This window comes from uncultured Aquitalea sp. (genome assembly GCF_945957525.1).
Lineage (GTDB): Bacteria > Pseudomonadota > Gammaproteobacteria > Burkholderiales > Chromobacteriaceae > Aquitalea.
Genome location: NZ_CAMFLA010000002.1, coordinates 244,548 through 265,921, shown reverse-complemented (window position 1 = coordinate 265,921; position 21,374 = coordinate 244,548). Strand labels below are relative to the sequence as shown.

Sequence of the window (21,374 nt, the reverse complement as noted above, 5' to 3'; positions counted from 1 at the left end):
CCGCCTCTTCGGCCACGAATCGCCGTTGCTGCCATGCCGTTATTCGCGATAGGCGCTGAGAACCTGCGCCGCGGCTCGGAAGTCCGGCGTCAGCGGGCGATCTTCCTCAAGCTTGGTAACGCGCGCGCGCAGCGCGTTGTAGAGGCCGGTGGTTGCCGGCGCCAAGGCGAAGTCGGGCTGCCTGGCTCCACGCAGGTCGACTGCCTGCGCGGCGTGGACCAGCTCGATGCCAAGCAGCAAGTAGGAATTGTCGATCTGCTTCTGCAGGCGCTTGACTACTTGGCTGGCGTTGGTGGCGATGTCCTCGACTTGGCCTGCGATCGGCAAGAACTCTGTCGATACCGGTGTTGCCAGCACCTTATTCTCCATGGCTAATGCTACCGCCGGCTTTTCCATGGCGCCGAAGGCGTGATACGACTTTTCGGTACCCAGGTAGCGTTCCATCCCACCGGTGAAATCAGGCGAGTCCAGCTTGCTCGTGCGCAGCGCCGAGGTGATCGAGTTGTGCGCCAGCGCGATACCCAGTTGTTCGAAGGCGATGACCCCCGGTAGCGGTTCGAAGTTGGCGCTCGGCAAGACTGCGCCCGCCGCAGCCCTGCTGGTCACGTAGTTCTTCTTCTCCTGCCACAGCGTGCCCTTGGGTGTTACGCCGACGGCCACGCCCGGATTGTCGTCCGAGGAGTTAAGCTGCACTGCCAGCAGGGAGCGCGCTTCGGCGTAGGCGCGAGCCACTTCGCCGAGCACGAAGACGCTATCGCGAAAGCTCAGCGGATCCTGCAGGCGGCGGCTGTCGTCGCGGTTCCAGATGCTGGAGCCCTAGTAACACAGCGCCAAGGGCAGGCCACGGCGACCTACGACGATGTGCCGTTTGCTACCGGGCTTGCCGCGGCCGGTGGGATTGGGGCTAGTTTGTTGGCCCCCAGGGGGCTGGTAACACTCGCCCCGTCAATGCTGGCTCGACTCCAATCCATTTGATCGTGTTAGCGCAGTCGTATCAGCAGGGTTAGATGTAGATGATCCCAAACGCCTAGCGCCAGCCAGTCCCGCAGTCGCCTCCAACAGGTCATGCCGCTGCCGAAGCCTAGTTCCTGAAGCAGCTCCTCCCAACACGAACAAGATCAAGATAAGGAGGCGCAACCCGGCATCAGCGATTTAGAGCGGCTCCAAGCGCCTCCTCCCGGCTCAATGCCAACGGAACGCCGCGCACACGTGAAAAGACTTCGGCCAACACAAAGGTTGGCCGAAGTCTTTTTGCATCCGCATCACTCCAACTTGCGTCGGCGCTTTGCCGTCGCCGGCGGAGGCATATCCAGATCAAACAACATGCCGGTGCGCCCTGTCTGCGATTGACAGGCAATCTGCAGCGCGCGATTGATCGCCTCTTTCTTGCTGACTCCCCACCATTCAATCATCTTGTCGAGCGACTTCTGCGCATCGCGACTCAGTTCCACCGTTACCGACAGCTCTTGCAAACGATTGCGGCGCAACTCGCGACTGCGACGCTTGCGCTCGGCCACCGTCATGGCGCGCTCGCCCAGCGGCTTGCGGCCGGGTTTTTTTTGCACACCGCCGATCAAGTCGAAGGTGTAGTGATCGCAAGGGTCTTTCATGGATGAGTGACGGGTCACAACGAGAGGGGCGCAAGAATACCACAAAGCCCGCCCCTATTGGGCTTCAGCGCCCGCAAACATGAAAAAATCCCGCAGACATGCTGCGGGATTTTTGCTCTCCACGAAGGCGGCAACCCGCTTCCCATCAAAACCCGCTCACAAGCGGCGTTCGGCAAACGTATTACACTGATCGATTTCGCCGCTATCAAACCCTCGCTTGAACCAGCGCACCCGCTGTTCGCTGCTGCCATGCGTGAAGGAGTCCGGCACCACCGCGCGACCCGCCGAGCGCTGCAGCGTATCGTCGCCAATCTTTGAGGCCGCATTGAGCGCGGACTCAAGATCGCCGCTCTCAAGAATATGCCGCGCCTTGTCGGCGTGATTGCCCCACACCCCGGCAAAGCAATCCGCCTGCAACTCAAGCCGGACAGACAGCGCATTGGCCCGGGCTTCGCTGCTGCGCTGACGCTCCGCATCCACCTTGGAGGAAATGCCCAGCAAGTTCTGCACGTGATGGCCCACCTCATGGGCAATCACGTACGCCTGGGCAAACTCGCCCGGCGCGCCCAACTGGTCTTGCAAAGTGCGATAGAAGGCCAGGTCGATATACACCTTGCGGTCTGCCGGGCAATAAAACGGGCCCATGGCCGATTGCCCCTGCCCGCAGGCGGTGGGCGTAGCGCCATTGAACAGCACCAGCTTGGGCGCCTGATACTGGCCGCCGCGCTGACGAAAGACACCACCCCAGACATCTTCGGTATCCGCCAGCACCACCCGCACGAATTTGGCTTCGCGATCGTCCGCCGGCGGCTTGTGCGCGGGGGGCTGCTGCGTCTGCGCAGACTGATGCCCGCTAAGTGCGCTGATTACCTGCAAGGGATTGGCGCCAAACACCAGCCAGGCGACCAAACCAACAGCGATGGTGCCAATCCCTATCGTGCCGCCGCCCAGACTGAAACCACTGCCACCGCCGCCATTCTCATCACGGCGATCCTCCACATTGTCGCTTTCCCGATTGCCATCCCAACGCATGCCGTCTCTCCCCGATTCAATACCACTTTGCCAGCACCGCCTGCACCGCCATCGCGAACAAGGCGGCAATCACGTCATCCAGCATGACGCCCAGCCCGCCATGAACGCGCCGATCGAACCAGCCAATGGGCCAGGGCTTGATGATGTCAAAAAAGCGGAACAGCGCAAAAGCGATCAGCCAGCCAAGCGGCGTTGCCGGCGCAAAGGCCAACACCAGCAGCATGGCCACCACCTCATCCCAGACTATGCCGCCATAGTCATGCACACCCAGCGCATCGCCCGTCACCTGACAAGCCCAGACGCCCAGCACAAATAAAGGCAGGCACAGCACGGCAATCACAGTAGCGCTCATCCCCGCCGCCAGACACAGCGCAAACAGCGGATAAGCCACCAGCGTGCCCCAAGTACCCGGCGCCTTGGGCGCCAGCCCGCTGCCAAAACCAAAAGCCAGCAGATGCGCCGGACGGCGCAGCAAAAAAGCCCAATCCGGCTTGAATGCCGGCTTAGCCTTGTGTGAAGTGGTCATAACCCGTCCTTGCCAATGACACGACATTTCCCGACGCATCAAGCAGCCTGCCGCCAGACGCCGCCGTCACGCGGCCAACCCGCGTCACCCGGCAACCCGTTGCCTCGCCCGCCGCCAGCACGGCGGCGCGCGCCGCCTGCGGCGCGGTGAAGCACAGCTCATAATCATCGCCGCCTGCCGCCAGACAAGCGAGGTAGCGCGGTCGATCCGCCTCCATGCCGGCATGAGAAGGCAGGCTGTCCAGCCACACCTCCGCCCCCACGCCGGAGGCGGTCAGGACATGACCCAGATCCGCCATCAAGCCATCCGATACATCAATGGCCGCATGCGCCACCCCCAGCAATGCCCGCCCCAGCGCAACACGCGGTTGTGGATAGTCCAGCCGCTGCCTAGCCGCCGCCAGCAAGCCCGCCTCCACCGCCACTTCGCCACCCAAGCGCTCCGCCAACGCCAGCGCGCCTAGACCCAGCTCGCCGCTCACCCACACGTCGTCGCCCACAAGAGCGGCGTCGCGGCGCAGCGCCAGCCCTTGCGGCGCCTCGCCCATGATGGTGACCGACAAGGTCAGCGGGCCGCGCGTGGTGTCGCCGCCAGCCAGATCCACGCCATGCTCATAGGCCAGCGCAAACAGCCCTTCGGCAAATCTTTGCGCCCAGCCCGCCTCTGCCGCAGGCAGCGCCAGTGACAGAAAGGCCCAGCGCGGCACAGCGCCCATCGCCGCCATGTCCGACAAATTCACCGCCAGCGTTTTGTGACCCAGGGCGTGCGGATCGACATCAGTAAAAAAGTGCCGCCCTTCCACCAACATGTCGGTGGAAACATGCAGATCGCAGCCCGGGGTTGGCCGAAGGATGGCCGCATCATCGCCCACGCCCAGCACGCTATGGCGGGCTTCGCGGGTGAAGCAATGGCGTATCAAGTCAAATTCGTTCATGCGTTCACGCAAAAACACCCGCCGTGGCGGGTGTCGTCTGAGATAAAGTGCAGTGCGCCATCAACCCTGACGGCGAGCCTTTTGCGCAGCCACTTCGTCGGCGCGCACGTCAGCGGCCAGCTTGTCCAGCACGCCGTTGACGAATTTATGGCCATCGGTGCCGCCAAAGGTTTTGGTGATTTCGATGGCTTCGTTGATGATCACCGGGTAAGGCGTTTCCACGTGTTCGGTCAACTCCAGCGCGGCCATCAACAGCACGGCGCGCTCCACCGGGCTGACTTCTTCTTCGGCGCGCTCGTAGTAAGGACGAATGCGGCCGGACAGCAGCGGCACATCCTTGAGCACACCGTACAACACGGCGCGGAACAGGGCTTCGTCAGCCTTGACGAAGTATTCGTTCTCGCGCAGGTGCTTTTCGATCATGGAAGCCGGACGATCCGGATTCATTTCCCACTCGTAAATGCCCTGAACGGCAAATTCACGGGCGCGGCGACGGGCGGTTTTCATATGTTTTTTCCTGAAAGAGCAAGCGCGCGGCCGCCACCTGGGCGGCCCCCGAGGGCATCAGCCGCGCAGCGATTTGTGCAGATTGACCATTTCCACCGCAACGCGGGCAGCGTCGCGGCCTTTTTCCAGCATGCGCACTTCAGCCTGTTCGTCGGTTTCAGTGGTGAGGATGGCATTGGCGACCGGGATGTCGAAATCCAGGCCCACGCGGGTAACGCCAGCGCCGGATTCATTGGATACCAGTTCAAAATGGTAGGTCTCGCCGCGGATGACCGCGCCCAGCGCCACCAGCGCATCGAAACGGCCGCTCTTGGCCATGGTTTGCAACACCAGCGGCACTTCCAGCGCGCCCGGCACGGTGGCCAGCACCACATCGGACGGCTCCACGCCCAGCACCTTCAGCTCGGCGAGGCAGGCATCGCGCAGGCCGTGACACACCGGCTCGTTGAAACGGGCCATGACCACGCCGATTTTCAGGCCTTTGCCGTTAAGGTCGGGGGTAATGCGCTGGATGGCTTCAAGCATGGAATTCCTCACTGCAGAACAGGTTTGACCGGAGACGGCTGTGCCGGCTCCGGATTCGTCATGACGGAAAACCGGCTATTTTAACCGATTTCGATGTGGAAGTGTTCGGGCTGACAGAAACCGCTGACTTCAAGATCAAAGCCGGTCATGGAGGGCACATTCACCGGCGAGGACATCAGTTTCATCTTGCGCACGCCCAAAGCCTTAAGCATTTGCGCGCCAACGCCGAAGGTCTTGCCGTCCCAGGCGCCGCGCTTGACGTTTTGCCCCAGTGCGCGCTGCAGCAGCTGCTCGCCGCATTCGTCGCGATACATCAGCACCACCACGCCCTTGCCGGCCTCTTCAATCGCCTCCAGCGCGCCCGGCACCGTCCAGGAATGCTGGCGGCACAACGGGTCGAGCAAGTCCATCACCGACAGCGGCTCATGCACGCGCACCAGGGTTTCTTCATGCTCGGTAATGTCGCCCTTCACCAGCGCCATGTGGGTTTCACGAGTGGTGGCGTCCTGGAACACATGCAGCTCAAAAGAGCCGAATGGCGTTTCCACCGGGCGCTGGCCTACTTTTTCCACCAGCGATTCGGTGCGGCTGCGGTAGTGGATCAGATCGGCGATGGTGCCCACCTTCAGCCCGTGCTGCTGGGCAAACTCCAACAGCTCCGGCATGCGCGCCATGGTGCCGTCGTCGTTCATGATTTCGCAGATGACGCCCGCCGGCTCCAAGTCCGCCAGCATGGCCAGATCGCAGGCGGCTTCCGTATGGCCGGCGCGAATCAGCACGCCGCCGTTTTGCGCCTTGAGCGGAAAGACATGGCCCGGCTGCACCAGGTCGCTGGCCTTGGCGTTGCGCGCCACCGCCACTTGCACGGTGCGGGCGCGGTCGGCGGCGGAAATGCCGGTGGTCACGCCTTCGGCCGCTTCGATGGATACCGTGAAATTGGTGCCGAAGGAGGTGCCGTTGTTGGTGGCCATCATCGGCAGGTTCAGCTGCTTGCAGCGCTGTTCGGACAGGGTGAGGCAAATCAGGCCGCGCGCGTGCTTGGCCATGAAATTGATGGCTTCGGGCGTGACGAACTCAGCCGCCATGACGATATCGCCTTCGTTTTCGCGGTCTTCCGCATCAGCCAGCACCACCATCTTGCCGGCCTTGATGTCGGCGATGATGTCCTGAATCGGAGAAATGATCATGTCCTGCTTCCTTTGTCGTGTCGCGTCCCGAGCCCGGCTCAGGACAGCATGAAATCGAGGCTGGCATAGCAGCCGTCCCGGCGCTCTTCGCCGACGCGCAGACGCAGCGGCGCAGCGAACAGCGGGCCGTCGGTCACCAGCGTGTGGAATTCGCCGCCTTCCGCGCACGGATCCACCCCTTCGGCCAACATGGCGTCAATCAGCGCATGATCAAGCGTTTGGCCCAACCATTTTTTACTCACCATATCGGTGTTGAGCATAACGATGCGCGCGGAAAAACCCGCATCGACGAATTCCCGCACCAGTTTCTCGCGCGCCTCCTGCCACAAGGGCAGCAAGGCTTGCAGCGATGCCGCCGCGCACACCTTTTCTTCCCACTCGCGGTGCGGCTCAAGGTCGATATCGCCAAACACCATGGCTTGCACACCCTCGCCATGCAATGCCCGCAGGCGGGAAACAAACTCTGCTTCGTAAGCGGCCCAGCTGGCCTTGCCGCTCACCAGCGGCAGACCCATTGCCTCGGCCTGCGCGGTCAGCACCTCCGGGCGCACGCCGTGCGAACGGGAGCGTTCGCCGTTTTCGTCCAGCATGTTGAGCAGGCAATGCACCTTTGCACCGGCCTGCTTTGCCCGCCACAGCGCCAGGCAGGAGTCCTTGCCGCCGCTCCAGGACGCAGCCAGCAACACGCCCGCGAGAGCGCTCACGCCTGACCTCGCTGCGCCAGCACGCGCTCGACGGTATCGACGATAGCCTGGGTTTGCGGGTCGATTTCGATATTGATGCTGTCGCCCGCCCGGCGCTGGCTGATGATGGTGCGTTCCAACGTTTCCGGGATCAGATGCACGCAGAAACGGTTGTCGCGCACCTCGCCAATGGTGAGGCTGGTGCCATCGATACCGATATAACCTTTGGCAAACAGGTATTTGGCAAAAGCCGCCGGCAGTTCAAACCACACCGTGCAATTATTGGGGCTGCGGATCACTTCCAGCACCTCGGCCAGACAGAGGATGTGACCGGACATGGCGTGGCCGCCGATTTCATCCCCAAAGCGCGCGGCGCGCTCCACATTAACCCGGTCGCCCACCACCAGCCGGCCCAGATTGGTAACCGCCAGCGTTTCTTTCATCAGGTCAAAGGCCACCAGATCGTTGTCCACCTGCGTCACCGTGAGACAACAACCGTTGTGGGCGATGGAGGCGCCCAGTTCGATGCCGCCCAACATGTGCGCCGGCAGACGCACCACGTGGCGACGGAAATCCTGCTTCTCTTCAATGGCCACCACCTCGGCCATGCCTTGAACGATGCCGGTAAACATCTCTTGCCTTTCTGCCCGCCCTGCGGCGGGAGGGAAACCATGCCGATTCGGAATTGCCCGAAAAGGGCTGCGAATCCTCCAATCATAACCAAATCAGCCACCCCTGCCGACCTTTGCGCCGCCCGGGTTTTGCCCTGATTCGCCATCTTGCTGATTTGCCGCGAAATTTAGCCAAACCCCGTCACTCGCCTATACGCGCGACATGGTTACGCTCGGGACGTCAATCCTGTAAAATCACCGGCTTTCCTGATTTTGGCTGCTTATCTCCATGTCCGTCGAACTGTCCCGCATTGCCGAAGAAGTGGCGCACCGCCGCACCTTCGCCATCATTTCCCACCCTGACGCCGGTAAAACCACGCTGACCGAAAAGCTGCTGCTGTTTTCGGGCGCGATCCAGATGGCCGGTACCGTAAAGGGCAAGAAGGGCGGCAAGTTCGCCACCTCCGACTGGATGGAGATTGAAAAGCAGCGCGGCATTTCTGTGGCTTCTTCGGTCATGCAGTTCGACTACCGCGACCACACTGTCAATCTGCTGGACACCCCGGGCCACCAGGACTTCTCCGAAGACACCTATCGCGTACTCACCGCCGTGGACAGCGCGCTGATGGTGATCGACGCCGCCAAGGGCGTGGAAGAACAAACCATCAAGCTGCTCAATGTGTGCCGCTTGCGCAATACCCCCATCGTCACCTTCATGAACAAGTACGACCGTGAAGTACGCGATTCGCTGGAATTGCTGGACGAAGTGGAAAACGTGCTGAAGATCCGCTGCGCGCCCATCACTTGGCCCATCGGCATGGGCAAGACCTTCCGCGGCGTGTACAGCCTGCTGTCCGACGAAGTGATCCTGTTTGAAGCCGGCAGCGAAAAGCTGGTTAGCGACATTGAAGTCATCAAGGGCATAGACAATCCGCGCCTGGACGAGCTGTTCCCGCTGGAGATGGAACAGCTGCGCATGGAAATCGAACTGGTGAAGGGCGCGTCCAACGAATGGAGCCTGGACGAATTCCTGGCCGGCGAGCTGACCCCGGTATTCTTTGGCTCCGCCATCAACAACTTCGGCGTGCGCGAGATTCTGGACGCGCTGATCAACTGGGCCCCTGCGCCGCTTGAGCGCGACGCCACCGTCCGCAGCGTAGACCCGAAAGAGGGCAAATTCTCCGGCTTCGTGTTCAAGATCCAGGCCAATATGGACCCGAAGCACCGCGACCGCATTGCTTTCCTGCGCGTGTGTTCCGGCCAGTTTGAGCGCGGCATGAAGATGAAGCACCTGCGGCTGAATCGCGACATCGCCGCCTCCAGCGTGGTGACCTTCATGTCCCACGACCGCGAGATCGTGGAAGAAGCCTTTGCCGGCGACATCATCGGCATCCCCAACCACGGCAATATCCAGATTGGCGACAGCTTCTCCGAAGGCGAAGAACTTACCTTCACCGGCATCCCCTTCTTTGCGCCGGAGCTGTTCCGCTCGGTGCGCATCAAGAACCCGCTGAAGCTCAAGCAACTGCAAAAAGGCCTGCAACAACTGGGCGAAGAAGGCGCGGTGCAGGTGTTCAAGCCGCACAGCGGCGGCGATCTGATTCTGGGCGCGGTGGGCGTGCTGCAATTTGAAGTGGTGGCCTCGCGACTGGCCGCCGAGTACGGTGTGGACGCCATGTTCGAGTCGGCCAGCATCTGGTCGGCGCGCTGGTTTACCTGCGATGACCGCAAGAAGCTGGACGAATTCATCAAGGCGCTGCAGATGAACATCGCCACCGACGCCGGCGGCAACCTGGCCTACCTCGCGCCCAACCGCGTCAACCTGCAACTGACGCAAGAGCGCTGGCCGGACATCGTGTTCCACGAGACCCGCGAACACGCCGTCAAACTCAACGACTAAGCCAGGGATACGCCCGATGTACAGCCTGATCGACCTCGTCCACGCCCTGCGCGCCGACTACTCGCACGAGATAGTCCGTTCGCTGATGCTGGTGGCGGTGCTGGTGCTGATCCGAGTGGTAGTCGGGCATATCCTGGCCAGCAACGTCAATGTACCGGTGGAAGAGCGCAGACGCTGGTCCATCACCACGCGCAATTTTCTCTTCATCAGCGGTCTGGCAGGTATCGGACTGATCTGGGCTAACGAACTGCAAACCATCGCAGTGTCCATGCTGGCTTTTGCGGCGGCCCTGATTCTGGCCACCAAGGAGCTGATCCTCTGCGTGTCGGGCTTTGTCGTTCGTCACGCCTCCAACAGCTACAGCCTAGGCGATCACATCGAAGTGGGCAGCATCCGCGGCCGCGTGGTGGACATCGGCCTGCTGTCCACCACGGTGATGGAGATCGGCCCGCAGCACAACGCGCACCAGATGACCGGCCGCGCCCTGACCTTCCCCAACAGCCTGTTGCTGTCCAACGCCGTGATTCGCGAGAACTACATGGGCGATTACGTGATGCACATCATCAACGTGCCCATGGGTTACGCCATACCGCCAGCGCGCGCGCAGCGTTTGCTGCTGCAGGCGGCGGAAGAGCATTGCGCCCTGCACGTGGAGGCTGCGCGCAGCCACATGGAGCGCATGGCGGAGCGTTACCTGGTGGACACCCCATCCGTGGAGCCGCGCATCGGCATGCAGGCAGTGGACGAAAAACGCTATCAGTTGATCTTGCGCATCGCCATCCCCGCCAAAGAGCGGCAACGTATCGAGCAAGCCATCATCCATCAGTTCATGGAAGGTTGTTTTCCGGAAATTCCGGCAAACAACGGTAAAAATTAGAGCACAAACTCCAAACGATGGTTATAATCGTGCCTTGCCTTCCCATCCGGTAGCCCCATGAGCAAACCCCGCATCAAAACCTACGACCGCATCATTCTGGAAAGCCTCAAACTGTTCAACGAACAGGGCGAGCGCAATATCACCACCAATCACATTGCGGCGCATCTGGGGATCAGCCCGGGCAACCTCTACTATCACTTCCGCAACAAGGAAGAGATCGTCTACCAGATTTTCCTGATGTACCGGGACTTCATCACCGAGCGTCTGTCCGTACCGGAGACCGGCCATCGCACGGTGACCGATCTGGTCAACTATCTGGACACCGCTTTCCTTGCCATGTGGCAGTTCCGTTTCATGTTCTACGACCTGCCGGGCATGCTGTCGCGCAACACCCAGCTGCAGTCCGAGTACCACCAGTTCGTCAACACCGAACTGAAAGGCATTCTGGGCGAGCACTTCCGCGAATTCATCCGCCTGGGCCTGCTGAAGATGGATGAGGAAGACATCGAAGCGGTCAGCGTCAACATCTGGCTGGTGGTGAAATTCTGGTTTGCCTTCGAGCAAACCTCCCGCCCGCGCGCGCCCATTACCGAGGCTTCCGGCCATCGCGGCGTGCGTCAGGTGCTGGCGCTGCTCAAGCCCTACGTACAGCCGGACTTCATGGATGCCTATCGCGCGCTGAGCGCCCGCCACGCTGGCGGTTGAGCCCTTCGGCCAAGGTTTGGCTCCACGCAAAAACGCCGTTCGCATTGAACGGCGTTTTACATTGCCGGCCCGCAGCTCGGGCCGTATCAATCAAACTGCCGGCGAAACAGCAGCAGGCCAAAGGCAAACACGCCTACGCCGATGGCAGTCATGCCCATGATGGCCGGCAACAGCTCGGTCACCCCCTGCCCTTTCAGCAAGATGCCAAAGGCGATGTCCAGGTAATAGTGCAACGGCGAGACAAACATCAGCCCGCGCAACCAAGCCGGCATGGCCTCCGGCGGCGTCCAGGCGCCGGACAGAAACAGCATGGGCGCCAGAATCAGGATGGAGAGCATGCCCGCCTGCGCCAGATTGCGGGCAATGGTGGCCGCAAACAAGCCCAAGCCCGCCGTGGTGAACACATACAGGCCGGACAGCGCAAAGAACAGCGCCAGACTGCCCTTGGCGGGAATGGCGAATACCGGCATCAACACCAGAAACAGGCTGAGCGCCACACCGCACAGGATCACCCCGGTCATGGACACCACCTTGGGAAACAGGATGCCGAACGGCGTCAGCGGCGAAACGATCAACTGCTCCACCGTGCCGCGCTCTTTCTCTCGCACCATGGCCGCCGCCGGCAACAGCACGGCAAACACGGTGGCGATGTTCAGCATCTCCGAAATACCCATGAACCAGCTGTCTTCCTGATTCGGGTTGTACCAGACCCGCACCTCGTTGGCCGCCTGCGGCAGCTCGGCCGCCGCGCCGCCGGCCAGACCCAAGCGGCGCATCGCCGACTCCAGACCAAAGCGGGCGACGATTTCCTGCGCATAGCTGGTGGCCAGAAAACCCAGCACTGAATTGGTGGTGTCCACCTGCATGGCCACGGCGACGGGTTCGCCCTTTTGCAGATGTTTGCCGAAGTCCGGCGGCACCGACAGCACGATCATGGCTTCGCCGCGATCCAGCGCCGCCAGGCCTTGCGCGTCACGCGTCACCACGCCGCCCTGCTGAAAGTGCGGCTCGGCGAAGCGCGCCGCCAGTTCGCGCGATTGCGGCGTGCGATCCATGTCCTGCACCAACATGGCCGCATGATTGAGCGACAAGGACACCCCGGACGCCGCAAGGAAAATATCAGCGGTGAAGGCGTAAACGATGAAGGCCAGCAGTACCCGGTCGCGCCCCAGCTGTTTCAGCTCCTTCACCAGCATCACTGCGAAACGCCGCAGCGCCAGCCGCCACCACAGGAGAAAATCGCTCATGTTTTTGGCCTCTTGCTGAACAGGGCGTAACCGACGGCAAACAACAGGCAGGCATACAAGGACAGCACCAGCAACGGTCGCCACAGACTCTGCAGCCCCACGCCCTTGAGGAAGCAGCCCACCACGATGTCGGTGTAGTACATGGCCGGCATCAGTTCGGCCACCTGCCGCGCACCCGGCCCCAGCGACACGATGGGGATGATCAGGCCGGAATACAGCACCGCCGGAATCATGGTGGCCACCATGGTGACAATCATGGCCGCCACTTGGGTGCGCACCAGCACGGACACCAGCAAGCCGATGCCGGTGGTACACAGCACATACACCAGGGTGGCCGGCAGAAAGAACAGCAAGCTGCCTTTGAACGGCACGCCGTACAACAGCGTAGCCAGCAGCCACAACACCAGGATGTTGACGCTGGAAATGGCTACGTAGGGCAGCAGCTTGCCGGCAAGAAACTCTCCCCGACTGACGTTGGACGCGTAGATATTGAAGATGGAGCCGTTTTCCTTCTCGCGCACTACGCCCAGCGCCGTGAGAAAAGGGGGCGACAACATCAGGATCACCATGATGAGCTTGGGCGCCAGCGACCAAATGCTGGTGACGCTCTGGTTGTAGAGATAGCGCGTTTCCAGCGCGATGGGCGTCAGCTGCGCCGCCACATCGTCCGGCGGCATGCCGGTGACGCGCGACACCGCCTGCGTCACCGAGGCCAGGCTGAACGCCGCGTTGATGGCGGTAACGTAGCCCTTGGTGGTCATGGCGCGACTGGGAAACGTGCCGTCCACCAGCGTCTGGATGCCGGCCTCGCGCCCCTGCGCCAGACGTTGGCCGAAGCGCGGCGGAATCACCAGCACCACCCGCACATCGCCGGCAGCTAGCGCACGCTCGGCATCGCGCTGATTAGCGGCGTAACCGCGAAAGCTGAAATAGCGTGAATCGATGAAACGATAGGCGTAATCCCGGCTTGCGGCGCTGCGATCCTGATCCACCACGGCGAACGGGATGTTTTCCACATCCAGCGATAATCCGTAGCCAAACAGCACCATCAACAAGGCCGGCACCACAAAGGCCAGCGAAAAGAACAGCCGGTCGCGCAGGATCTCCCGCCATTCCTTGGAGGCGATGGCCGCCACCCGTTTCAGGTTCATGGCTGTCCCTTCCGGCTGGCCGCTTCCAGTTGGCTGACGCGATGCACGAAGACATCCTCCATGGCGATGGGCCGCTCGCGCAGGTCTGCCGGCACGCCCATGCCCGCCAGCGTCTTGCGCAGCCGCTCCGGCTCGCGCGTCAGCACATGCAAGGCGGCGCCATACGGCGAAACATTGGCAAAACCATGCTCCTGCAGCGGGCGCACCAGCGCCGCGGCGTTGTCGGCCTGTAAACGGTAAAGCTGACCGGCCTCGGCGATGACTTCCTGTTTCATCGCCTCAGGACTGGCGTCCGCCACTACCTTGCCGGCAAACATCAACGCCAGATGGTCGCAGTGTTCCGCCTCGCTCATGTAATGGGTGGTCACCAGCATGGCCACGCCGTCCACGCGCGACAGTCGGAACAGGATGTCCCAGAAAGCGCGCCGCCCCAAGGGGTCCACGCCGCTGGTGGGCTCGTCCAGAAACAGTACCCGGGGTTCGTGCACCAGCGCACAGCCCAGCGCCAGGCGCTGGCGCAGACCCATGGGCAAGGACGAGGCCAGGTCGTTTTCGTGACCATGCAGGCCGGCCATATCGAGAATCCAGCCCAGACGGCTGTCGCGGCGGCGACGGTCCAGGCCGTAAATGCCTGCGTAAAGACGGATGTTTTCCGCCACGGTCAGATCCAGATAGAGGGAGAAGGCCTGCGACATATAACCGATGCGCGACTTGATCAGCGCGCCGGCCTGCTTCATGTCGGCGCCGGCTACCCGTCCCTCGCCGCGCGTGGGCGGCAAGATACCGGTGAGCATCTTGATGGCGGTGGTTTTTCCAGCGCCGTTAGCGCCCAGCAAGCCGAAGATTTCACCCTGCCGCACCTGGAAGCTGACGTCGCCCACCGCGATAAATTCGCCAAAGCATTTGGACAGCCCGCGCGCCTCGATGGCCAGTCCCTCGGCATTCGCCACCGCCGCGCTGACGGGCTGCGCCGTGGCGGCGGCCGCGCCCTGCCTCGACAACATGGCGACGAAAACGTCTTCCAGCTCCGGCTCCATGACATCCAGACGCTGACACGGCAAGCCGGCCAGCCTCTGCGCGACCGCTGCGCGCGCGCCGGCTTCATCCAGTCCCGCGGCAAACAAGCGGATATCCGGCCCCATAGCTTCGCACTGGGGGAAGTCCGCCGCCAGGCGGCTGATTGCCTCCAATTGCGGCTCCACCCGGCATTGCACCAGCACGCCCGGCGCCAGCGCCAGGATGTCCTGCGGCGCACCTTCGGCCAACACGCGTCCCTCGTGCAGCAAGCTCATGCGGGTAAAGCGGCTGGCTTCATCCATATAGGCGGTGGACACCAATGCGGTAAGGCCCTGATCGGCAATCAACTCTGCGAGAATGGCCCAGAAATCACGGCGAGACACCGGGTCCACGCCGGTGGTGGGCTCGTCGAGGATGATCAGGTCCGGCGCGTGAATCAGCGTGCACACCAGCCCCAGCTTTTGTTTCATGCCGCCGGACAGCTGCTTCATCGGCCGTGCGCGAAAAGCCGCCAGCCGGGTAATAGCCAGCAAACGCTCCTTGCGCGCGGCGGCTTCCGCCGCCGGCACCTGCCGCAAGCGGGCGAAGAAATCCACGTTTTCCTCGATGGACAGATCACCATACAGGTTCTGCCCCAACCCCTGCGGCATCAGGCCCAAGCGTCCCTTTACCCGCTCCGCCTCGCGCTCGCTGCCCACCGGCAGGCCAAATACTTCCAGCCGGCCTTCCTCAAAAGCCAATACGCCGGCAACCGCCTTCATCAGGCTGGATTTGCCCGCCCCATCCGGGCCGATCAGGCCGTACAGCTCGCCCTTGCGTACGGCAAGATCGAGCCCGCAGACCGCAGCGTGACGGGCGTAACGTTTGCCGAAGTCCGTGGCGCGGATAACGATTTCGTCGTTCATGATTTACCAGTGCGGAGCCTGCCAAGGCACATCATCCTTCCAGCGGATGACCGCATCGGCCGGCAGCCCGGGGGTGAGCCTGAACCCCGGATTAGCGCTGAGCGACAGCTTCACCGCGTACACCAGCTTGACGCGCTCGTCCGGCGTCTGCACCTCCTTGGGCGTGAACTCGGCCTTGCTGCCGATATGGGTCACGCGCGCCTCAAACACTTGATCAGGAAAGGCATCGGTATGCAGTTGCGCCGGCAAACCCAAGCGGACCTTGCCGATCTGGTTTTCCGGCACATACACCTTGAGGTACAGCTTATTGAGATCCACCAGCTCCACCACGCCGGCGCCCGCCGCCACCACCTCTCCCGGTTCGCGCAGGCGATTCACCACCACGCCGCCACTGGGCGCTTTCAGCGTCAGCTCATCCAGCACGGCCTGCGCTTCCCGCCTCGCGGCATCCGCCTGGCTGATCTGCTGGTCGGCCTGCTGCAACACGGTACGGGCGCTGACGGCGGCCAGCTGCATCTGCTCGGCATGCATGCGATCCACCGATCCGCGCGCCAGCAAGTCGGCAAAGCGGGCGGCATCCTTGCCGGCCTGCGCGCTGGCGGCAGCGGCACGGTCTTTTTGCGCCCGGGCCGACGCCACGGCAGCCTGAGCGGCATGGAGGCGCGCCGTCACCTCGTCGGACGCCAGTACCGCCACCACTTGTCCGCTGGTCACCGCGTCGCCTTCATGAGCGCGCACTTCGGCCAACCTGCCGGGGTACTTGCCGGCGATCAGCACGCTGTCGCCCTCCAGCCGCCCATTGGCCTGGATCAATCCGTCCGGCAAACCACGCGCGCGGTTCTGCCACTGGCTATACCCCACTGCGCCAGCCACGCCCAATACCAGCGCCGCCACAATCCATCCGGTTTTTTTCATGTCAAAGCTCACCCGTGGCCCGTTTCAGCCGCACCACGGCTAACGCGTGGTCGTAACGGGCGTTGTAGAGATTGCGCTGACTGTCGGCGCGGCGCGCCTCGGCCGCCAGCACTTCGGTCTGATTGGCGAGACCGTTGCGGTAGCGGTCTCGCTGTATGGCCAGGTATTCGTCGGCGGATTTGAGCGCGCTTTGCGCTACCGTCACCCGCTCGGCGGACTCCAGCTCGGCGCTGGCGGCGCGCTCCACATCCAGCGCCACCAGGCTTTTGGCTTCCTGAAGCTGATCCGCCATAGCCTGCGCCTGCTCGCTGACGCCGGCGGCGCGCGCGCGGATCAGGCCGCTGTCAAACAGCGTCCAGCTCACGCCCAGGCCCAGCGAGCCATAACCCTTGTTCACCAGATAGGGATTGTCCGCATAACTGTAGGCGGCATAGGCGCCCACCTGCGGCCCACCCTCGGCTTTGACGCTGCGGGCATTGGCTTCCAGCGCGTCGCGCCAACGGGCCAGCGCCGCCAGCTCGGGCCGTTGCCGATCCGCCATGGCGGCCAATTGCGCGCGCGGGCGCGTCTCGCGCGGCCAATCCACCTCGGCCAACGCCACTTCTTGTGTGAATGCCCGCCCTAGCAGACGGTTATAAGCAGCGCGGCTCAGCGCCTTGGCCTGGGCGGCTACAATCTGCTTTTGCCTAGCGTCCGCCACGGCCACTTCCGCACCCAGCAGATCGCCGCGCGCCACCACCCCCTTGCGGAAGAAATTACCGACATCCCGCTGATAGCTTTCCAGGCTGGCCAGATACTGGCGCGCCACGTCGTGAGCATGGCCGGCGCGCAGCACATTGAAATAGGCCTCCGCCACTTGCAAACGCAGCTCCTGCTCCGCCTGCGTCAAGCCTTGCCGCGCAGCGTCTTCGGAGGACAGCGCCGCGTCGCGCAGCGCTTGCAGGCGACCACTGGTATACAGCGGCAGACTGAGCCTGGCGTCGGCTACGCCCAGATGATTGCTGGACAGCGGCGCGTCCACGCTAGACGGCAGACGCGCGGCCAAGGGGCCCAGCCCCTGCGTCATCGGCGTCAGATCAATGCGCGCTTGCGGGGTGCTGTCCAGCTGCGTCCAGCTGCCCTCCAGCTTCAGCGTCGGCCCGGCAGCGGCTTCCGCCGCCTTGACCTGCTCGCCGGCAGCGCCCACGCGCCGGGCTTCCGCGCGCAGGGCATTGCTGGCTTGCACTGCCGCTTGCCAGGCTTGCTCCAGCGTTTCCGCCGCCTGCGCCTGCCCCGTTAACGCCAGCAGCACGCCAAATACGGCTTTATTCAAACGGAAAAATGCCATAGCAGTAATGAATCACCATTCATCAATACAGGCCCATTCTAACGCCAGCCAGCGAACTCCCGTTGAGAAATGTCATTTACTTGCGCATTTTTGCAGACATCGCCATGAAAAAAGCCGGCTTTGCCGGCTTTTTGGTGCAAATACTCAAACAAAACAATTTGGCCTGCCCGGCGTATTCACCCTCGTTGCAGCGTTTCGGCCAACTTGTGCGCTGAGCGCAAGGCGAAGGCATATACCGACAGCTGCGGGTTTGCGCCAATGCTGGTGGGAAACACGGAACCATCCATCACGCTGAGATTACCCACCTGCCAATGCCGGCCGTATTCGTCCACCACCCCGTCCTCGGGCCGGGCGCTCATGGCCGCGCCACCCATCACATGGGCGGACACCACCCGCGCCAGCAAGGGCTTCAAGGGTAAGCCGGCGATGACCTCGCGCGCCTCGCGCCAGCTTCTGGTCAAGCCGGCTTGCTCATGCACGGTCAGCACGGAAGCAGCGCCGGCGGCAAACTGCAGCTCGGCCATGGTAAGCCAGCTGCGACGCACGCCGTCCCAGACCGGGTCGTTCAGCGGGTAATCCAGCACCGGCGATCCATCGCCGCGCAGCTTGACCTCGCCGCCCTGGCTGTCCGGGTGAAACCCGTCGCGCAGCAGGGCCAGCGTTACCTGCAAGTGCGGCAGTTGCCGCATCAAGTCTTGCTGGGCAGCGCCGATGCCGGTCAGCGTCACCGACATCAGCAAAGGATGCACCGGCGGCGCTTCCAGTTTGTAGCCCAGCGGTCCATCCAGCGGCTGAGTGTGCATGAAGTGATCGGAATACACCGTCTGCGGCGCGCCATTGTAGGGTTCAATGCGCTCCGGCATCACCGCGCCGGACAGTGCCACCGGGTGCAGGAAAGTGCGTTTGCCGGTATGACTGCCGGCATCGCCGATACCGCTGCGCAGCAAGATGGCCGGCGTGCCGATGGCCCCCGCCGCCAGCACCACCTGCCGCGCCGTGATGATCAGTTTTCGGCCGGTGGGCGTCATGCCGTCTTCGGCCAACAGGCTGCCCTCCGCCCGCTCCACCCGCTTGCCGTCGGCGGACCGGACCAGCCGGTCGATGCGCGCGCGGGTGATCAGGCTGGCGCGATGCTCCAGCGCGCCGGGAATGGTGGTCACCAGCATGGACTGCTTGGCGTTGGTGGCGCAGCCCATGCCGCAATACCCCAGGTTCCAGCAGCCTTTCACATTACGGCGGATGCGGCCATGTTTGAGGCCCAGCGCCTTGCAGCCTCGCTCCAGCACGCTGTTGTTGGGGTTGGGGTCGGTAAGCCAGTCGCTGACGCCCAGGCGGGTTTCGGCCATCTCGAACCAGGGCGCCATGCCGGCTTCGGTGGTATCGGCAAGGCCGAGGCGCTGATGCCACCAGCCCAAGGTGTCCGCCGGAGTGCGAAAAGAGCTGGTCCAGTTGACCGTGGTGCTGCCGCCCACCGTGCGCCCCTGCAAGATGCCGATGGCCTTGTCCGCCGTCTTGCGGCTGGCCGCCTCCTGATACAGTTCCGGATAGGCTTTGGCTTCCAGCAAGCGAAAGTCCTTCGAGCTCCGGAGTGCACCTTCCTCCACCATCAGCACGTCCAGCCCGGCCTTGGCCAGCGTCTCCGCCGCCATGCCGCCGCCCGCGCCGGTGCCGACAATCAGCACATCCACGCTGAGCTTGATATCCTCACGCGCCACCGCGCCGTCAGTGACGCGCCAGCCGCCAGCCACGCCAGCGGCCACCGGATCAGGGAGAGTCATGCGTTCTGTCATGGCAGCAAGCCCATTACTTGCGCCGGCTGGGCATAGCCGATGGCGCTCCAGCTGGCGGCATTGCCGTACCAGCCGGCATTGATCAAAGCATGCAGGGCCTGGTAAGCGCTGCGCAACAAAGGAAAGGCGCTATCGCGCCAGTTGGCGAGAAACCGCGCCAGCGCTGCCGGCGACGCTTCGGCCCAGGGCTCGCGCACGCCTGCCAGCCAACGCCGCGCCCAGCGGTTGTCGAGCAGATCAAACAACTGGCGCAATTCATCGCGCACCGGCGGCGGCAAAGCCGCCACCGACGCATCCACCCCTTTCAGCACCTCGTCCACCGGCACCTGCGGCAAACCCAGCATCACCGGAATGATGGCGCGCAGTACTACCGCGTCGCGTTCTTGCAAAGCCTTGAACGCAGGCACGCCCTCAGGCGCCGCGTCTTCTCGCGGCGTGGCCAGCCAACCGGCGGCCAACAGCACCACGCTACCGGCCATGCCGGTTTTGAGCAGTTGTCGACGGCTCAGCATCTCAGCGCCCCATCATCAGTTTCAGCAGCCATTCGATGCGGCGCCCATAGGGCGCGCGCGTCATCGGCGCGCCGGAAAGGCGGCTTTGCTCGAATACCGGCTTGAGTTTGGAGAAAGTGAGGAAGCCCTCCGGGCCGTGGTAGTGGCCCATGCCGGACGGGCCCACCCCGCCGAACGGCATGTCGTCCTGCGCCACTTGCAGCAGGGTGTCGTTGATGGCCACGCCGCCGGAGATGGTGTCGCGCAGGGTTTGCTCGATGCGCTTTTCATCGGTATCGAACAGATACAGCGCCAAGGGACGGGGACGGTTGTTGATGTAGTCCAGCGCTTCGGCAAACGTGCGGTAGCTCACCACCGGCAGGATGGGGCCGAAGATTTCTTCCTGCATCAGCCTGACTTCGTCCGGGCAATCCAGCACCAGCGTCAGCGGCAGCTTGCGCACGCCGTCCAGCGCCTCGCCGGCGGGATTGATCTGCCGTACTGCTGCGCCGGCGGCGCGCGCCTCGTCCAGCCAGCCCTGCAGGCGTTGATAATGACGCTGATTGATGATGTTGCTGTAGGCGCTGCTGTCGCGCAGTTGCGGGTGGGCTTTGCTGGCCGCGCCTTCCAGCGCGGCGACCAAGCGATCGCGCTCCTTTTCCTGCACCAGCACATAATCCGGCGCCACACAGGTTTGCCCGGCATTGAACATCTTGCCGGCCACGATGCTTTCCGCCGCCAGGCTGACATCGGCGCCCGGTGCCACCAGCGTGGGCGACTTGCCGCCCAGCTCCAGCGTCACTGGCGTGAGATTGTCCGCCGCGGCGCGCATCACATGTTTGCCGATGGCGGTGGAGCCGGTAAACAGCAGATGGTCAAACGGCAAGCGAGTAAACGCCTGCGCCAGCTCGGGGCCCCCGTTCACCACGGTTACCAGATCCGGGCCAAAATAGCGCCCGCATAACTCGCGCAGCAGCTCGCCAGTGGCGGGCGTCAGTTCCGACATCTTCACCATCACCCGATTGCCGGCCGCCAGCGCGGCCACCAGCGGGCCGAAGGCGAGAAACAAGGGATAGTTCCACGGTACGATCACCCCCACCACACCCAGCGGCTGCGGGATGACGCGATTGCGCGCCGGCATGAACCAGATGGACGCCTTGCGCCGCTGCGGGCGCATCCAGCGCGCCAGATGGCGCTGGGCGTGACGGATGCCCTCCAGCGAGGGAAACAGCTCGCCCAGACGGGTTTCCACATCGCTGCGGTGACCGAAATCCGCACTCACCGCCGCAATCAGCGGCTGGCGGTTATCCTTGATCAGCCGCTCCAGCGCCGTCAGCCAGCGCCGCCGTTCGGCCAACTCGGGGAAAGCCTGTTTTCGCGCTGCCGCACGCAAACGCAGAAAGGCGTCTTGCATGACAGTCTCTTCCCCTGTTG

The 21,374-nt window shown here is 63.1% G+C and carries 21 protein-coding genes and 1 pseudogene; 3 read left to right on the top strand and 19 right to left on the bottom strand.

The genetic code is table 11. The features are described from left to right. Positions 1–39 precede the first annotated feature (39 nt). From Q0P52_RS03005 to Q0P52_RS02955, 11 genes and pseudogenes are all read right to left on the bottom strand, one after another. Positions 40–807, bottom strand: coding sequence for an aromatic amino acid lyase (locus Q0P52_RS03005; protein WP_293764364.1), 768 nt, complete (start codon positions 805–807; stop codon positions 40–42). An 18-nt stretch (positions 808–825) separates the two neighbouring features. After that, positions 826–1,106: pseudogene (locus Q0P52_RS03000) on the bottom strand (IS5/IS1182 family transposase); the annotation flags it as partial. Positions 1,107–1,262: 156 nt separating this feature from the next. After that, positions 1,263–1,610, bottom strand: coding sequence for a hypothetical protein (locus Q0P52_RS02995; RefSeq protein ID WP_293764353.1), 348 nt, complete (start codon positions 1,608–1,610; stop codon positions 1,263–1,265). A gap of 156 nt (positions 1,611–1,766) precedes the next feature. Continuing rightward, positions 1,767–2,642, bottom strand: a complete 876-nt coding sequence (locus Q0P52_RS02990; protein ID WP_293764351.1) for a neutral zinc metallopeptidase — start codon at positions 2,640–2,642, stop codon at positions 1,767–1,769. A gap of 16 nt (positions 2,643–2,658) precedes the next feature. Then, entirely contained in the window at positions 2,659–3,168 is a 510-nt protein-coding gene (locus Q0P52_RS02985; RefSeq protein ID WP_293764348.1) for a phosphatidylglycerophosphatase A, read from the bottom strand. Further along, positions 3,146–4,102 carry a thiamine-phosphate kinase gene (thiL, locus tag Q0P52_RS02980; protein ID WP_293764345.1) on the bottom strand — a complete coding sequence of 319 codons (957 nt, stop codon included), beginning with the start codon at positions 4,100–4,102 and terminating at the stop codon, positions 3,146–3,148. The genes Q0P52_RS02985 and thiL overlap by 23 nt, the downstream gene beginning before the upstream one ends. Positions 4,103–4,162: 60 nt before the next feature. Continuing rightward, positions 4,163–4,609 carry a transcription antitermination factor NusB gene (gene nusB, locus Q0P52_RS02975; RefSeq protein ID WP_293764342.1) on the bottom strand — a complete coding sequence of 149 codons (447 nt, stop codon included), beginning with the start codon at positions 4,607–4,609 and terminating at the stop codon, positions 4,163–4,165. 57 nt (positions 4,610–4,666) lie between these two features. Beyond that, complete coding sequence (gene ribH, locus Q0P52_RS02970; RefSeq protein WP_293764339.1) at positions 4,667–5,134, bottom strand: 6,7-dimethyl-8-ribityllumazine synthase; 468 nt, start codon at positions 5,132–5,134, stop codon at positions 4,667–4,669. A gap of 80 nt (positions 5,135–5,214) precedes the next feature. Beyond that, positions 5,215–6,321 (bottom strand): bifunctional 3,4-dihydroxy-2-butanone-4-phosphate synthase/GTP cyclohydrolase II, encoded by a 1,107-nt coding sequence (gene ribBA / locus Q0P52_RS02965; protein ID WP_293764336.1) that lies wholly within the window; start codon positions 6,319–6,321, stop codon positions 5,215–5,217. 38 nt (positions 6,322–6,359) lie between these two features. Continuing rightward, positions 6,360–7,025: a diphthine--ammonia ligase gene (locus Q0P52_RS02960; protein ID WP_293764333.1), complete on the bottom strand. Its 666-nt coding sequence runs from the start codon at positions 7,023–7,025 to the stop codon at positions 6,360–6,362. Beyond that, positions 7,022–7,636: a riboflavin synthase subunit alpha gene (locus tag Q0P52_RS02955; protein WP_293764330.1), complete on the bottom strand. Its 615-nt coding sequence runs from the start codon at positions 7,634–7,636 to the stop codon at positions 7,022–7,024. The genes Q0P52_RS02960 and Q0P52_RS02955 overlap by 4 nt, the downstream gene beginning before the upstream one ends. Positions 7,637–7,904: 268 nt before the next feature. Between Q0P52_RS02955 and Q0P52_RS02950 the strand changes: the two genes are divergently transcribed. Genes Q0P52_RS02950 through Q0P52_RS02940 form a run of 3 tightly spaced genes read left to right on the top strand, consistent with a single transcriptional unit; the run spans position 7,905 to position 11,097 of the window. Then, on the top strand, positions 7,905–9,515 hold the full coding sequence (locus Q0P52_RS02950; RefSeq protein ID WP_293764327.1) for a peptide chain release factor 3: 1,611 nt from the start codon (positions 7,905–7,907) through the stop codon (positions 9,513–9,515). 16 nt (positions 9,516–9,531) lie between these two features. After that, entirely contained in the window at positions 9,532–10,392 is an 861-nt protein-coding gene (locus tag Q0P52_RS02945) for a mechanosensitive ion channel domain-containing protein (protein WP_293764324.1), read from the top strand. A 57-nt stretch (positions 10,393–10,449) separates the two neighbouring features. Further along, complete coding sequence (locus tag Q0P52_RS02940) at positions 10,450–11,097, top strand: TetR/AcrR family transcriptional regulator (protein WP_293764321.1); 648 nt, start codon at positions 10,450–10,452, stop codon at positions 11,095–11,097. Between the two features lie 86 nt (positions 11,098–11,183). Here the strand turns inward: Q0P52_RS02940 and Q0P52_RS02935 are convergent, their stop codons facing one another. From Q0P52_RS02935 to Q0P52_RS02900, 8 genes are all read right to left on the bottom strand, one after another. After that, the gene (locus tag Q0P52_RS02935; protein ID WP_293764318.1) at positions 11,184–12,344 is read right to left on the bottom strand and encodes an ABC transporter permease; all 1,161 of its coding nucleotides are present in this window, start codon (positions 12,342–12,344) and stop codon (positions 11,184–11,186) included. Continuing rightward, positions 12,341–13,495 carry an ABC transporter permease gene (locus Q0P52_RS02930; RefSeq protein ID WP_293764315.1) on the bottom strand — a complete coding sequence of 385 codons (1,155 nt, stop codon included), beginning with the start codon at positions 13,493–13,495 and terminating at the stop codon, positions 12,341–12,343. Before Q0P52_RS02930 ends, Q0P52_RS02935 begins: the two co-directional genes overlap by 4 nt. Further along, the gene (locus Q0P52_RS02925) at positions 13,492–15,417 is read right to left on the bottom strand and encodes an ATP-binding cassette domain-containing protein (protein ID WP_293764313.1); all 1,926 of its coding nucleotides are present in this window, start codon (positions 15,415–15,417) and stop codon (positions 13,492–13,494) included. Before Q0P52_RS02925 ends, Q0P52_RS02930 begins: the two co-directional genes overlap by 4 nt. Before the next feature lie 3 nt (positions 15,418–15,420). Further along, a complete protein-coding gene (locus Q0P52_RS02920) occupies positions 15,421–16,332 on the bottom strand; it encodes an efflux RND transporter periplasmic adaptor subunit (RefSeq protein WP_293764311.1) in 912 nt (303 codons plus the stop codon). Position 16,333: 1 nt separating this feature from the next. Beyond that, entirely contained in the window at positions 16,334–17,644 is a 1,311-nt protein-coding gene (locus Q0P52_RS02915) for a TolC family protein (protein ID WP_293764309.1), read from the bottom strand. Between the two features lie 191 nt (positions 17,645–17,835). After that, positions 17,836–19,437: a GMC family oxidoreductase gene (locus Q0P52_RS02910; protein WP_293764306.1), complete on the bottom strand. Its 1,602-nt coding sequence runs from the start codon at positions 19,435–19,437 to the stop codon at positions 17,836–17,838. Positions 19,438–19,445: 8 nt separating this feature from the next. Beyond that, entirely contained in the window at positions 19,446–19,961 is a 516-nt protein-coding gene (locus Q0P52_RS02905; protein ID WP_293764303.1) for a hypothetical protein, read from the bottom strand. Position 19,962: 1 nt separating this feature from the next. Continuing rightward, positions 19,963–21,354, bottom strand: a complete 1,392-nt coding sequence (locus tag Q0P52_RS02900; protein ID WP_293764300.1) for a coniferyl aldehyde dehydrogenase — start codon at positions 21,352–21,354, stop codon at positions 19,963–19,965. Between the last annotated feature and the right edge of the window lie 20 nt (positions 21,355–21,374).

Bases quoted from the DNA above. Each gene is read 5' to 3' on its own strand.
- Q0P52_RS02945 (WP_293764324.1), top strand. From the start codon at position 9,532: ATGTACAGCCTGATCGACCTCGTCCACGCCCTGCGCGCCGACTACTCG.
- Q0P52_RS02905 (WP_293764303.1), bottom strand. From the start codon at position 19,961: ATGCTGAGCCGTCGACAACTGCTCAAAACCGGCATGGCCGGTAGCGTG.
- Q0P52_RS02925 (WP_293764313.1), bottom strand. From the start codon at position 15,417: ATGAACGACGAAATCGTTATCCGCGCCACGGACTTCGGCAAACGTTAC.
- Q0P52_RS02990 (WP_293764351.1), bottom strand. From the start codon at position 2,642: ATGCGTTGGGATGGCAATCGGGAAAGCGACAATGTGGAGGATCGCCGT.
- Q0P52_RS02995 (WP_293764353.1), bottom strand. From the start codon at position 1,610: ATGAAAGACCCTTGCGATCACTACACCTTCGACTTGATCGGCGGTGTG.
- Q0P52_RS02955 (WP_293764330.1), bottom strand. From the start codon at position 7,636: ATGTTTACCGGCATCGTTCAAGGCATGGCCGAGGTGGTGGCCATTGAA.
- ribBA (WP_293764336.1), bottom strand. From the start codon at position 6,321: ATGATCATTTCTCCGATTCAGGACATCATCGCCGACATCAAGGCCGGC.
- Q0P52_RS02950 (WP_293764327.1), top strand. From the start codon at position 7,905: ATGTCCGTCGAACTGTCCCGCATTGCCGAAGAAGTGGCGCACCGCCGC.
- Q0P52_RS02935 (WP_293764318.1), bottom strand. From the start codon at position 12,344: ATGAGCGATTTTCTCCTGTGGTGGCGGCTGGCGCTGCGGCGTTTCGCA.
- Q0P52_RS02920 (WP_293764311.1), bottom strand. From the start codon at position 16,332: ATGAAAAAAACCGGATGGATTGTGGCGGCGCTGGTATTGGGCGTGGCT.
- ribH (WP_293764339.1), bottom strand. From the start codon at position 5,134: ATGCTTGAAGCCATCCAGCGCATTACCCCCGACCTTAACGGCAAAGGC.
- Q0P52_RS02900 (WP_293764300.1), bottom strand. From the start codon at position 21,354: ATGCAAGACGCCTTTCTGCGTTTGCGTGCGGCAGCGCGAAAACAGGCT.
- nusB (WP_293764342.1), bottom strand. From the start codon at position 4,609: ATGAAAACCGCCCGTCGCCGCGCCCGTGAATTTGCCGTTCAGGGCATT.
- thiL (WP_293764345.1), bottom strand. From the start codon at position 4,102: ATGAACGAATTTGACTTGATACGCCATTGCTTCACCCGCGAAGCCCGC.
- Q0P52_RS02910 (WP_293764306.1), bottom strand. From the start codon at position 19,437: ATGACTCTCCCTGATCCGGTGGCCGCTGGCGTGGCTGGCGGCTGGCGC.
- Q0P52_RS02985 (WP_293764348.1), bottom strand. From the start codon at position 3,168: ATGACCACTTCACACAAGGCTAAGCCGGCATTCAAGCCGGATTGGGCT.
- Q0P52_RS02930 (WP_293764315.1), bottom strand. From the start codon at position 13,495: ATGAACCTGAAACGGGTGGCGGCCATCGCCTCCAAGGAATGGCGGGAG.
- Q0P52_RS02940 (WP_293764321.1), top strand. From the start codon at position 10,450: ATGAGCAAACCCCGCATCAAAACCTACGACCGCATCATTCTGGAAAGC.